The organism is Klebsiella sp. NPDC088457 (assembly GCF_044900465.1).
Taxonomy (GTDB): Bacteria; Pseudomonadota; Gammaproteobacteria; order Enterobacterales; family Enterobacteriaceae; genus Klebsiella.
This window is the reverse complement of record NZ_JBJDNH010000058.1, coordinates 16,099-28,380: the sequence shown is the minus strand read 5'-3', so window position 1 is coordinate 28,380 and position 12,282 is coordinate 16,099. Positions and strand designations below refer to the sequence as shown.

General features: G+C 52.5%; 17 protein-coding genes and 1 pseudogene. All 18 read left to right on the top strand.

Translation table 11 applies throughout. The annotated features are described in order from the left end of the window. A pseudogene (locus tag ACI2JR_RS25225) lies at positions 1 to 221 on the top strand (lysozyme); the annotation flags it as partial. Continuing rightward, complete coding sequence (locus tag ACI2JR_RS25220; protein WP_462479751.1) at positions 218 to 424, top strand: hypothetical protein; 207 nt, start codon at positions 218 to 220, stop codon at positions 422 to 424. The pseudogene ACI2JR_RS25225 and the gene ACI2JR_RS25220, both read left to right, overlap by 4 nt. Continuing rightward, the gene (locus ACI2JR_RS25215) at positions 421 to 831 is read left to right on the top strand and encodes a DUF2570 domain-containing protein (RefSeq protein WP_462479750.1); all 411 of its coding nucleotides are present in this window, start codon (positions 421 to 423) and stop codon (positions 829 to 831) included. Before ACI2JR_RS25220 ends, ACI2JR_RS25215 begins: the two co-directional genes overlap by 4 nt. Beyond that, a complete protein-coding gene (locus tag ACI2JR_RS25210; protein ID WP_462479749.1) occupies positions 716 to 973 on the top strand; it encodes an Rz1 lytic protein in 258 nt (85 codons plus the stop codon). Before ACI2JR_RS25215 ends, ACI2JR_RS25210 begins: the two co-directional genes overlap by 116 nt. Further along, complete coding sequence (locus tag ACI2JR_RS25205) at positions 970 to 1,218, top strand: hypothetical protein (RefSeq protein ID WP_462479748.1); 249 nt, start codon at positions 970 to 972, stop codon at positions 1,216 to 1,218. The genes ACI2JR_RS25210 and ACI2JR_RS25205 overlap by 4 nt, the downstream gene beginning before the upstream one ends. 64 nt (positions 1,219 to 1,282) lie before the next feature. After that, the gene (locus ACI2JR_RS25200) at positions 1,283 to 1,528 is read left to right on the top strand and encodes a DUF2560 family protein (protein WP_462479747.1); all 246 of its coding nucleotides are present in this window, start codon (positions 1,283 to 1,285) and stop codon (positions 1,526 to 1,528) included. 262 nt (positions 1,529 to 1,790) lie between these two features. Next, on the top strand, positions 1,791 to 2,138 hold the full coding sequence (locus ACI2JR_RS25195; protein WP_462479746.1) for a hypothetical protein: 348 nt from the start codon (positions 1,791 to 1,793) through the stop codon (positions 2,136 to 2,138). 167 nt (positions 2,139 to 2,305) lie between these two features. Beyond that, positions 2,306 to 2,617 (top strand): hypothetical protein, encoded by a 312-nt coding sequence (locus ACI2JR_RS25190; protein ID WP_462479745.1) that lies wholly within the window; start codon positions 2,306 to 2,308, stop codon positions 2,615 to 2,617. Between the two features lie 11 nt (positions 2,618 to 2,628). Further along, the gene (locus ACI2JR_RS25185; RefSeq protein WP_462479744.1) at positions 2,629 to 4,086 is read left to right on the top strand and encodes a glycosyltransferase family 2 protein; all 1,458 of its coding nucleotides are present in this window, start codon (positions 2,629 to 2,631) and stop codon (positions 4,084 to 4,086) included. After that, on the top strand, positions 4,071 to 4,667 hold the full coding sequence (locus ACI2JR_RS25180; protein ID WP_462479743.1) for a hypothetical protein: 597 nt from the start codon (positions 4,071 to 4,073) through the stop codon (positions 4,665 to 4,667). The genes ACI2JR_RS25185 and ACI2JR_RS25180 overlap by 16 nt, the downstream gene beginning before the upstream one ends. After that, entirely contained in the window at positions 4,660 to 5,028 is a 369-nt protein-coding gene (locus ACI2JR_RS25175) for an HNH endonuclease (RefSeq protein ID WP_462479742.1), read from the top strand. The genes ACI2JR_RS25180 and ACI2JR_RS25175 overlap by 8 nt, the downstream gene beginning before the upstream one ends. A 181-nt stretch (positions 5,029 to 5,209) precedes the next feature. Further along, the gene (locus ACI2JR_RS25170; RefSeq protein ID WP_462479741.1) at positions 5,210 to 5,701 is read left to right on the top strand and encodes a terminase small subunit; all 492 of its coding nucleotides are present in this window, start codon (positions 5,210 to 5,212) and stop codon (positions 5,699 to 5,701) included. Further along, on the top strand, positions 5,701 to 7,362 hold the full coding sequence (locus ACI2JR_RS25165) for a terminase large subunit (protein ID WP_462479754.1): 1,662 nt from the start codon (positions 5,701 to 5,703) through the stop codon (positions 7,360 to 7,362). Before ACI2JR_RS25170 ends, ACI2JR_RS25165 begins: the two co-directional genes overlap by 1 nt. A 58-nt stretch (positions 7,363 to 7,420) precedes the next feature. Continuing rightward, entirely contained in the window at positions 7,421 to 9,355 is a 1,935-nt protein-coding gene (locus ACI2JR_RS25160; protein ID WP_462479740.1) for a phage major capsid protein, read from the top strand. A 38-nt stretch (positions 9,356 to 9,393) separates the two neighbouring features. Continuing rightward, entirely contained in the window at positions 9,394 to 9,561 is a 168-nt protein-coding gene (locus ACI2JR_RS25155) for a hypothetical protein (protein ID WP_462479739.1), read from the top strand. Continuing rightward, positions 9,561 to 10,916, top strand: coding sequence for a phage portal protein (locus ACI2JR_RS25150; protein WP_462479738.1), 1,356 nt, complete (start codon positions 9,561 to 9,563; stop codon positions 10,914 to 10,916). Before ACI2JR_RS25155 ends, ACI2JR_RS25150 begins: the two co-directional genes overlap by 1 nt. Next, positions 10,913 to 11,956: a phage gp6-like head-tail connector protein gene (locus ACI2JR_RS25145; RefSeq protein WP_462479737.1), complete on the top strand. Its 1,044-nt coding sequence runs from the start codon at positions 10,913 to 10,915 to the stop codon at positions 11,954 to 11,956. The genes ACI2JR_RS25150 and ACI2JR_RS25145 overlap by 4 nt, the downstream gene beginning before the upstream one ends. Next, entirely contained in the window at positions 11,953 to 12,279 is a 327-nt protein-coding gene (locus ACI2JR_RS25140; RefSeq protein ID WP_462479736.1) for a head-tail connector protein, read from the top strand. The genes ACI2JR_RS25145 and ACI2JR_RS25140 overlap by 4 nt, the downstream gene beginning before the upstream one ends. Positions 12,280 to 12,282 lie beyond the last annotated feature (3 nt).

Sequence of the window (12,282 nt, the reverse complement as noted above, 5' to 3'; positions counted from 1 at the left end):
TCTCTCCTACCAGTCAGGATGCGGTAGCGCTGCAGCAGATTAAAGAGCGTGGAGCCATCCCGCTTATCGACAGCGGGAACATCCGGCAGGCCATCGATCGCTGCAGTAATATCTGGGCCTCCCTCCCGGGCGCTGGTTACGGACAGTTTGAGCATAAGGCCGACAACCTCATTGCCAAATTCAAGGCCGCAGGCGGCATCGTAGCGGAAGTCAAATCATGAAACTCGTTGATGACTGGAAAAGTGCCTGGCGCTGGTTCTCCATGCATGCGCTGGTGCTGGCTGGGGTAATCCCCACGGTCTGGGCGGAGCTGCCGCCGGACCTCAAAGCTTCAATCCCTCCAGGAACGATGGGTGCCATTACCGCGGTAATCGCTGCATGCGGGGTGATAGGCCGCCTGGTCAACCAGAGTAATCCGCAATGAGTGCCGCGGCTATCTGGGAATTGGTGAAAAAGTTCTGGCTACCGGCCGCCGTTACGGTGCTGATTGGCGCGCTGGCGATAGCCGCCAGCCATTACAAAAGCGCGGCACGGAACGAGGCCAATAGGGCGGATAACGCAGAACAGCAGGCGAGCAGCGCTCAGACCATCACGGCAAACGTCCTAACCACCATGTCTATTTTCAATTCCATCGCTGAGGCCAATCAGCATGCAAAAGAGCAGATCGCACTGGACGCATCGGGAGCCTCGGCTGACATCCGGGTTGCTGTTGCGAATGATGATTGCACTAATCGCCCTGTGCCTGCTGGCGCAGTTAAGCGGCTGCAACAATTCGCGAACGGTTTACGTCAAAGTGCCAGTGGTCCCGTTACCGGCCAGCCTGACAGCTGACATCCCGCAACCTGAAATTCCTGACAACCTGACTTGGGGCCAGAGCCTCGATTTAAACGTCAGCCTGCTATCGGCGCTGGGGCAGTGCAACCGGGATAAGGCGGACATCAGGCAGGCAGAGAAATTAAGGACATCAGAATGAAAGTGCTAAAGCATTACAACATTCAGGTTGGTTTGAGCGCATCTGGTTATATTGAGATCGAAAGCAAGGTCTTGCCTGAATATAACCACGGAATGGTGTTTATCGCAGCCACAGATGGCAAACATCACGCCATTGCTTTGCGTTGTGTTGATGGTGTCGTAGTAACTCCAATTCTTCAGGAATGCATCCCTGACCCCGAGCTTGGGAAAGGGGATTTCATGCCTAAGAGATGCGAGTGCGATTAAGGGCATTACAGAGCCACTTCCTGAGGTGGCTCGATAATGCTCCCCACATCGCACAGAGGTAAACATGTCAGAAATCACACCTGCAGAACAGATTCGGCTGACCATCATCAAGAAGGTTAACTACGATACCGCCGCAGCTAAGCTGGCCATTGATTGGGTTGGTGATAGCTACCTGAAGTCAGAACTTTTTGCTGACTCTTTTGATCGGGTATTCACGGAGAGTGAAATCGTATCGAAGACCCGCAAAGCGATTCAGGAAGCGACCGAAGCGCTGGCGCTGTTTGATACCGCTGCTGAGCCGTCCAGCTAAGACACTACAACAGGCATTCACTGAGTGCCTGTGATAGTGTCTAATTGTGGTGAATGCGCAGGCTGATGCGCGCCCGCTGCGGGGTTCCCAAGAGGCCATTAAACGCAGACATAACTTGCGGCAATCTGAAAGGACTGAATGCCGGAGATCAGCACCGGCCACCACACCTAATTGAATTGTCAGTGGCTAGGGTAACTCCCGAAAAGCGGAATCGTCACCGCCTGCCACTGATAGCCTGACGAGCAACTTAGACGAGGTTGTTATGCGCATAGTAGACAGGGATACGTTCCTTTCTTTGCCTGCGAATACTGTTTACAGCTTAACCAGTTGGTCTGCTGAATTACCAAGCACATCAATTACTGAGTTGTACATCAAGGGAGATACCGTCGTTGGTGTTGACTACTATGAACAGCACGTTCCAGATTTTGACTGGGACGATTCAAATCAACATGCTGATGTGGTTCTAGCAGCAGCTGAGAATGGCGAGAATATACCGTTATTTCTCCATTCTGAAACAAGGAACGGTATGTTTGACGAGAGGCAAATGTACGTCGTTTGGGATAAGCAGGATATCCAAGTATTGATTGAACGTTTGCAAGAATGTCTTTGAAAGTCAATTTTTCCTACAAGGTCGCCACGGCGGCCTTTTTTATTACGCTTCGCACGCGCACATCAAAGAGAGTCTTTCAGTAGTGAGCCTGGGTAATGCCGTTAGGTAGCGTTTACCTCTCGGGCGGCATTGCCGTGCGACAGGCTCACGCCTAAAAGGAAACGCACATGAAATATCAGCTCGCAAAATTGTACCGCGGCGATCGTTTCTTCGGATATGGCATCTCTGTTTGCGGATTGCTTCTTGATGATCAGATTTCTACAGTGATAGAAACTGAAGTAAACGAAACGCCAAAAGTTATCGCGACATTTAACCTGAGTAATGAACACTCAGAAAACCAGCCGCGTATTGACTTAGATAATCCTCGTGCTTTGAACGGATTTCAGATTGTCATTCATCCCAAAAGAACACTAACAGCTACGCATCTGGAAGAGCTTAATAATGTTCTACATGACTTACTTGCCCGACATCAATTGTAAGAGGGTGGAGTATGGACGTATTGATAGACGGAGTTCGTTTTGTTCCTGAAAGCTTAGTCCCTGCGCGTATAGGGATAGCGATAACCACCTACCAGCGTCCGGATATTCTGAGGCGTTCACTTGATCAGCACATGAGGTATCTGCCTGCTGGCGCGCTGGTGGTTGTCATCGATGATGGTTCTAAACCTGCAGCAGTGGTCCCCGATGGCGTGCAGCTGCTCAGGCATGAAACATCGCAGGGCATTGTCACATCGAAGAATGCCAGCTTATCTGTGCTGATGGATGCTGGGTGTGAGCACCTTTTCCTGTGGGATGATGATGCCTGGCCCATCGCCGACGGCTGGCATCTTCCCTACATCGAATCACCAGAGCCCCATCTGGCTTATCAGTTTCTAGATCTTGCTGGCCGTAATAAGCTGAACGACATCGCGGTGCTCTACCGTGATGAAAAGCATGTTGCCTATACCGGTCAGCGCGGCGTCCTGCTGTATTACCATCGTAGTGCCATTGAGAAAATAGGCGGTTTCGATCCTGTCTACGGTCGCGGTATGTACGAACACAGTGACCTTGCCCTGCGCATCCATAACGCAGGTCTGACGACATGGGCTTACGCCGATGTTGTCGGTTCTGAAAAGATGATTTACTCGCTCGATGAACATGAAGCGGTGGAGCGTTCTGTACCGCGGCCTGAACGTCAGACGCTGGTGGAGAGCAACGTTAAGATCCACAACGAACGGCGTGATACCGGTTTTACCGGTTACGTTGAATATCGCCAGCAACGAGACGTGGTAATCACCACTTTTCTCACCAGTCAGCCTGACCCGCAGCGCAGTAGCCGAATGCAGCCTGACCCGGCGGCACTGACAACCTGGGCTAAATCTATCCAGGGTGCCAATGCCGTAGTGCTGGCCGATCAGCTAACCTCCGCTCCTGATGGTGCTCAACTGGTGAAGGTTCCAGATGTTGCAATGAACGTCTATTTCCGCCGCTGGCTGCACATCTGGCAGCACCTTCGCGATCACCCTGAATACCGGAAAGTCTGGTGTACTGATGGTACCGACGTGGAAATGCTGCATGCGCCGTGGGATGAAATGGAACCGGGAAGTATTTATGTCGGCTCAGAACCGAAGATATACGCCGACGCCTGGGCAAAGCAGAATCATCCGGAACGTATCTATCAGGAATTTATTGAATGCCACCGCAACGATTTAATGCTTAATGCTGGCCTGCTGGGTGGCACACGAGATGATGTAATGGCATTTGCTCACGGCATTATCCGTCTTTACTACCGGATCGAGAGTTACCGATTCTGGAAGAAAGAACAGGCTGGCGCCGCAGTGGGTGACATGCTGGCATTCGGCATAGTAGCGAAGTCTTTCGGCGATCGGATAGTAACCGGCCCGCGTATCCACACAGTGTTCAAGTCTGATGGTATCGGTAAGGAGTGCGCCTTTTGGAAACACAAGTGAAGTTTGCGGTGGTCGGGCATCACTCAAGAGAACCTCAGGCACGAGCGCTGGCTTACCAAATCGGACCGACTGCCCACGTTATGATCGACCCCGATAATCATGGTGCAGCATGGAATCACCGGCGTGCGCTTGAGTGGGCTGCTGAGCAGGATTGTCGTGTGGTAATCATTGAGGATGACGCGATACCGGTACCGCGCTTTGTGGCCCTGATTGCGGGATGGTTAGAGCGCTTCCCTGACACTTTATGCTCTTTCTATCTTGGCACTGGCCGCCCGCCGCAGTACCAGTTGCAGATTGTTGAGCGGTTGATAGTGGCTGACAAGACCCGCGCCGATTACATCACGCTGCCGCGGCTGATTCACGGCGTCTGTTATAGCGTACCGCCGCAGCATATCTCCAGGGTGCTATCCCGTTGGGCCAGCAGCAAACCTGCTGACTATGCCGTGGGTGATGCATGCGGTGGTAGCGTCATCTATCCATGCTACTCGTTGGTGGATCATGCCGATGGTGAGCCGGTAGAGCGTCACCCTGATGGCTCATCCCGGACCGAACGCCGCAGGGCCTGGAGGTTACATGGCTAGATTGAAGACGTTGCAGCCCAGGCTGAAAGCTATCGATACCCGCAGGATAAAGCCGGTATTTGGCGAGCAGCGACGCGTTAGTGGCAGCGCAAGGGTAAGCCTGAAGCGGCGCATTTATGCGCGTGACGGCGGCCGTTGCTGCATGTGCGGCCATGTCGTTGACCTTCACGATAGCGAACTGGATCACCGTGTCGCTTTGCAGTTCGGCGGCGATAACGGAGAGCACAACCTCTGGACGCTCTGCATTGAATGCCACTCAGGTAAGTCATCGCGTGAAGCCTCGACGGGCCAACCAGATGGAGAGGCCCTGAACCATTTCATCAACGATGACGACCAGGGGCCTGGCATCGTGGTGATTTGATACCACATGAGAACGATTCTCAATTTCATTCGAAAATGATTGCATTTGAAATCATTTCAATTCAAATGATAATGATTCTCATTTGGAGTGGGGGGGGGAGGGTTGGGTGTTAACCTCGATCGCCCTGGACACCGCGCCCCCCCTCACGCACAGAAAAAATTCCCTTTTGGAGGGTATAAACATGTTAACAGCGCAGAAGCGGAAATTCGCTCTCGCGCTGATGTCCGGAATGTCCCAGAAAGATGCGGCAATAAAAGCGGGATACTCTGAAAAATCCGCGCGGTCAAAGGGTTCGCAGCTTGCTAAAGACCCGGAGGTCATCGCGTTTATAAGGCGGAAAAAGAGCGAAAAAGTAGAAGTTGATGACGAGCCGGAATATCGAAGGAATGTTTATACCCCAGCGGTAAACACTCCCGAAGAAAAGACTCCCTCAGTCACATCGTCTCCCGATCAATTTGAGGACCCCCTCGATTTCCTCAAGTGGGTAATGAACAACACGGCAAATGAAATTGATGTCCGTAAGGATGCCGCCAAGGCAATGCTCCCGTATAAGCATCCTAAAATGGGCGAAACGGGTAAAAAGGATGCCAAAAGCGACGCCGCTAAAAAAGCAGCCAATAAATTTGCCGTCCAGCAACCACCCAAGTTGGTAGTAAATAACCGAGGGAAATGATTATGCCTGAATGGACTACTGCCTGCCCCGACTGGGCGGAGCGCCTGAAAAAAGGACAGTCTATTATTCCTGCGCCAATCTATCCTGAGCAGGCCGAAATAGCGCTTAGTGTCTTCAGGCAATTAAAAATCGTAGATGCGCCTGGTTCCCCGACCTTTGGAGAAGCCTGTGCGCAGTGGGTGTTCGACCTGGTGGCGGCTCTGTTTGGCTCTTATGACGCCGAAACCGGGCGCCGGCACATCACGGAAGTATTTGTGCTGATACCGAAAAAAAACTCTAAATCTACGCTTGCGGCCGGGATCATGATGACGGCGCTGCTGCTCAACTGGCGGCAGGCGGCCGGGTACACCATCATCGCGCCAACTGTTGAGGTTGCCACCAATGCTTTTAATCCGGCGCGGGATATGGTTAAACGAGATGATGACCTGGATGATCTGTGCCAGGTTCAGACCCACATCCGGACTATTACCCACCGCGGTACCGATACCACACTGAAAGTGGTAGCTGCTGACCCTAATACAGTTTCAGGTATTAAATCGGTTGGCACATTGATAGATGAATTATGGCTGTTCGGTAAGCAGCACAACTCCGACGATATGCTGCGTGAGGCTATAGGTGGTCTGGCATCGCGGCCTGAAGGTTTTGTGATGTACACCACCACGCAGTCAAACGATCCGCCGGCGGGCGTGTTCAGGCAGAAACTTCAATATGCCCGTGATGTGCGTGACGGGAAAATAATTGATCCGCATTTCCTGCCCGTTATTTTCGAACATCCTCCTGAAATGGTGGCCAGCGGCGAACATCTGCTGGTGGACAACCTTGCGATGGTTAACCCTAACCTGGGCTTTTCGGTGGATGAGAAATTTCTTTATCGGGAGTTCAGGAAAGCCAAAGAAGCAGGGGAAGAGGAATTCCGCGGCTTTATGTCAAAGCACGCTAATGTGGAAATCGGTCTGGCTCTTCGCTCCGACCGTTGGGTCGGCGCTGATTTCTGGGAGCAGCAGGCGCACAAAGTCACCTTTGAGGAAATACTCCAGCGCGCCGAAGTGATCACCGTCGGTATTGATGGCGGTGGGCTGGATGACCTGCTGGGTCTGTCGGTCATTGGGCGCGATAAGACTACCCGCGAGTGGCTGACGTGGAGTCACGCCTGGGCGCATATGATTGCACTGGAAAGGCGTAAAAGTGAGATCCCGAAACTCAGGGACTTCGAAAAAGCAGGTGATCTGACCATTGTCAAACGGGTCGGAATGGATGTCGAGCAGGTTGTTGAGTATGTGAGCCGCATCCGGGATGCTGATCTGCTTGATAAAATTGGTATTGACCCCTCCGAAGTCGGGCAGATCCTTGATGCGCTGAGTGCAGAAGAAATTCCCGCCGAGTCAGTGGTGGGCGTCAGCCAGGGCTGGCGTCTGGGCGGCGCGATAAAAACTACCGAACGCAAGCTTGCTGAAGGTGTTTTGATACATGGCGGTCAGCCGATGATGGCGTGGTGTGTTGGAAATGCCAGAGTTGAGCCGAAAGGCAACGCCATTTTGATCACCAAGCAGGCCAGCGGCAAGGGCAAGATTGATCCGCTGATGGCGCTGTTTAACGCTGTTTCTCTCATGGCCCTTAACCCGGAACCGGCTAAAAAGGATTACCAGGTATTTTTCGTATAGCAAACACGTCAGTTAATGACCCGCACAGGCGGGTTTTTTCGTTTCTGGAGGACAGCAAATGAATAATCGCGCCTATAGCCTGATGCAGGTAAAGGCGGTCAATGAGGACTCTCGGGAGATTACCGGCATCGCCAGTACCCCTGAACCTGATCGTTATGGCGACATTGTAGACCCCGCCGGGGTGAAATTTACTCTTCCGCTGCCTCTGCTATGGCAACACTGGCATGACGAACCAATAGGCCAGGTTACTGAAGCAAAAGTCACCGACGCCGGCATCGAGATTAAAGCAAAACTGGTAAAGCCAGGTGCGGATATGCCATCGCAACTGGTCGCCAGGCTTGATGAAGCCTGGGCATCTATCAAAACGGGACTTGTCCGCGGGCTTTCTATCGGATTTAAGCCCATTGAGTACAGCTTTATTGACGATGGTGGCATCCGGTTTATTTCGTGGGAATGGTATGAACTTTCCGCTGTAACCGTTCCTGCCAATGGTGATTGCTCCATTCAGTCTGTTAAATCAATTGATCGCAAGTTTCTTGCCGCGTCCGGCAATAAGAAACCCGTCGTTAAATCATCCCTTTCCGCTGGCGCTACAGCAACCAATACCAAAAAAGGAACTAATTCGATGAATATCGCAGAACAAATTAAGAGCTTCGAAGCGAAGCGTGCAGCGCTGGCAGCTTCACTGAGCGACATCATGAGCAAAGCTGCTGATGAAGGTCGTACGCTTGACGCAGAAGAAACCGAAAGCTACGACGACACGTCTACCGAAATTAAGGCGGTTGATGAGCATCTGAAACGTCTTCGTGACATGGAAAGCAACATGGCATCGACAGCTAAACCGGTAACAAAAGCCGCTAATGGCGAAGTCACCACGGTTAAGACTGGTGCGCCAGGTATTATCCGTGTCGAACAGAAGCTGGAAAAAGGTATCGCCTTTGCCCGCTTCGCCAAAGCGCTGGCCGCCGCCAATGGCAGCCGCTCCGAAGCGCTGGAGATTGCACGTAAACAATATCCTGACGATGCCAAGCTTCACCATGTACTGAAGGCGGCTGTAGGTGCCGGTACCACAACCGATCCCACCTGGGCTGGTGCACTGGTGGAATACCAGGAATATGCACAGGATTTTGTGGAATTTCTCCGCCCGCAGACCATTATTGGGCGTTTTGGGCAGGGCAACATCCCGGCCCTGCGTCAGGTCCCGTTTAACATCCGTATCCCGGCGCAGACTTCCGGCGGTTCGGCAAACTGGGTTGGGCAGGGAAAGGCCAAACCGCTGACCAAATTCGATTTTGAGTCGATTACGTTCAGCTTTGCCAAAGTGGCGGCTATTGCTGTACTGACCGACGAGCTGATCCGCTTCTCCAATCCGGCCGCTGATTCGCTGGTACGTAACGCGCTCGCTGAAGCGGTCATTGCCCGTCTGGATACGGACTTTATCAACCCGTCAAAAGCTGAAGTTGCTAACGTTTCTCCTGCATCTGTCACTAATGGTATTGCTGCGATCCCGTCCACCGGTAGCCCGGATGACGACGCTGCAGCCGCCTTTGGGGTTTTCGTCGCAGCTAACCTGCAGCCGAATGGCGCGGTCTGGTTGATGTCCAGCACTACCGCGCTGGCATTGTCCATGCGTAAGAATGCTCTGGGTCAGAAAGAATACCCTGAGATGACGCTTCTTGGCGGTACCTTCCAGGGTCTTCCGGTCATTGTATCCCAGTACGTTGGTAACCAGCTTGTGCTGGTGAACGCACCGGATATTTACCTGGCAGATGATGGTGGTGTGGCAGTGGATATGTCGCGTGAAGCATCGCTGGAAATGGAAAGCGAACCCACCGGCGACAGCATCACCCCGACCGGCACCGAACTGGTATCCATGTTCCAGACCAACAGTGTCGCTATTCGCGCTGAGCGCTGGATCAACTGGAAGCGCCGTCGCACTGCGGCAGTAGCGGTTATTTCTGGTGTGAACTACAGCTCTAACCAGGGCAGTTAAGCGGCGGAAGGAGGGCGGGGGAAACCCCGCCATATTGCATGGCAAAAATCAGACATCTGCAACGTACCCATGATTCCGCCCCGGGCGACGTGAAAACCGTGGACGATCGGTGCGCAAAGGTGCTGGTACTGCTCGGCAAGGCTGAATATTTCACCGGCGTGCGTACTGATGGCAAAAATAATAAGCGAAAAGCGGAGAACGGCTAATGTGGAATCCTTTCCGGAGAAAGCAGGGGAAAGAAAAAGCCCTGCAGCAGCCCGCCAGTCGCGGTGGCTGGAACCCGTTATTCAGCTTTATACATGAGCCATTTGCTGGGGCGTGGCAGCGCAACCTTGAAATCAGGCAGGATACTGTTCTTTCTTATTATGCTGTCTTCGCATGCATATCGCTGATTGCGAGTGATATTGCCAAAATGCCGCCGCGGCTGATGCGTCGTGACTCTAAGGGGGTTATGCAGGAGATAAAATCAGGGGATATTCCTGCGTTGTATAAAAGGCCAAATGCCTTTCAGAACAGGATCCAATTCTTTGAGCACTGGCTGAACTCTAAGCTGTGTCACGGAAATACGGTGGCTTTAAAAATCCGCAATAACGCCGGAAAAATTACTGAACTTAGGCTGCTTGACTGGAACAAGGTTACTCCGCTGGTGGCGGATGATGGCTCGGTCTTTTATCAGATAAACCCTGACAATATGACCGGCATTGAATCGTCGGTTACTGTCCCTGCGCGCGAGGTGATTCACGATCGCTTCAACTGCCTTTTCCATCCGCTCATCGGTTTGTCGCCGATTTACGCAGCTGGTCTGGCAGCGATGCAGGGGCATCATATTCAGGAAAACTCGGCTTACTTCTTCCGTAACGGCGGTAAGCCCAGCGGTGTGATTGAGGTTCCCGGCTCCCTCACTGAAGATAATGCCAGAAAAATTAAAGAAAACTGGGACAGCGGATATTCCGGCGAAAATGCAGGCAAGACCGCCATTCTGAGCAATGGTGCAAAATACAACCCGACAACGGTATCAGCAGCTGATGCGCAAACCGTCGAACAACTGAGCATGACGGCACAGATCATATGTTCCGTTTTTCATGTCCCGGCCTATAAAGTTGGCGTTGGCGATCTTCCGACGCATGACAACATTGAAGCGCAGGACCAGCAATATTATTCGCAGTGCCTTCAGACGCTCATTGAGTCGATAGAGTTGCTTTTGGATGAAGCATTTGAGCTCGATGGCGAGACGGGAACGGAGTTTGACGTAAATGCTCTGCTGCGCATGGACAGCGAACGGCGTATCAAATCTCTCGGCGAGGGTGTGAAAAATACCATTCTGACGCCAAATGAAGCTCGTCGCAGTGAAAATCTTCCCCCTCTGCCCGGCGGTGATGCGCTTTATCTTCAGCAACAAAACTACAGTCTGGAAGCGCTTGCCCGCAGGGATGCTTCTGAAGATCCGTTTGCTAAATCTGGCGTCAGCAGCACTCAGCCTGAAGAGTCAGGCGGGAAGGCTATGTCTGATTCTGAACTGACGGCGGCAAAAGCGATGCTGCGAGGATTGTTAGCCAAATGAATGAACGTGAACTTTCCCTTATCAGGGCCCTGGGCGAGGAATTCTCGCAGGCGTTAAGCGAGCTACGTGAATCTTTCAGAAAAAGTCTGGATGACCATCTTAAGGCAACAGAAGAGAAGCTGGCTAAGCTCACTCAGGAAGTTGCGACACTGAAGGATTCTCCGACACCTGATTTTACCGTGCTGGTGGCCGATGCAGTGGCATCCTTACCGGTGCCTGATATTCCTCAACTGCCTGATATCAGCGCTATGGTCAGCGAAGCTGTTGCTGCTTTACCTGTGCCGCAGGACGGTAAAAGTGTGACGGTGGAGGAAATTCTTCCTGTTCTGGAAGAGCTGGTCAGTAAAGCGGTTGGTGGAATACCCGTGCCGAAAGACGGCAAAGACTATGATCTGGCGGTACTCAAGCAGGCCGTTGACGATGCTGTCAGTGAAGCCGTAGCGGGAATCCCGATTCCGCAGGACGGTAAAAGTGTGACGGTGGAGGAAGTCACGCCTGTGTTGCAGCAACTCATTTCGTCGGCGATGCCGGAAGTTCCCGATGTTAAATCTCTCATCAGTCAGGCGATTGCAGAGATTCCTGCTCCGGAACCTGGCAAGCCAGGCGAAGATGGTCGGGATGCGCTTGCGCTGGAATTACTGCCATTTATTGATGAGTCAAAAAGTTACCCCAGAGGTTCGTATGCCACCCATAACGGTGGACTCTGGCGGGCTTATGAGAAAACTCATGGTTTGCGGGGCTGGGAATGCGTTGTTGATGGTGTCGCCGGCGTTGATGTCAGCCTGGATGGTCAGCGTAGCTTTACTGTCACGGTTAACCGCGCCAGCGGCGGCAGTGAGAAAAAATCTTTTGATGTGCCGGTTATGGTGTACCGCGGCGTATTCAAATCGGGCGATGAGTATATGCCTGGCGATACGGTTACATGGGGTGGTTCACTCTGGCACTGTGATGAACAGACGCAGGATAAGCCAGGTGAAACAGGCTCTAAAGGCTGGACTTTGGCCGCCAAGCGTGGACGGGACGGGAGGGATAAAGCGTGATTGAGCTTGTAACTTTACCCCAGGCAAAAGAGCATCTGCGCATTGACGATGACGCAGGTGATGCCGATCTGCTCCTGAAAATTCAGGCTGGTAGTGCCGCGCTGCTTTCCTACATTCAGGGAAGTCGGGATAAGGTGGTTGATGGGGATGGGAACCTGATTCAAGGCGAGCCTTTGTTGCGAATGCAGGAATCCCTTCTCCGACTGCTTGGCTATCTCGATCGCAACCGCAACGGTGAAGAGGAAGAAAAGCTTAAGCAGGGTGAGCTTCCCTTCTCAATAACGATGCTGATCTACGATTTGCGTCGCCCAACAATTCTTTAAGGT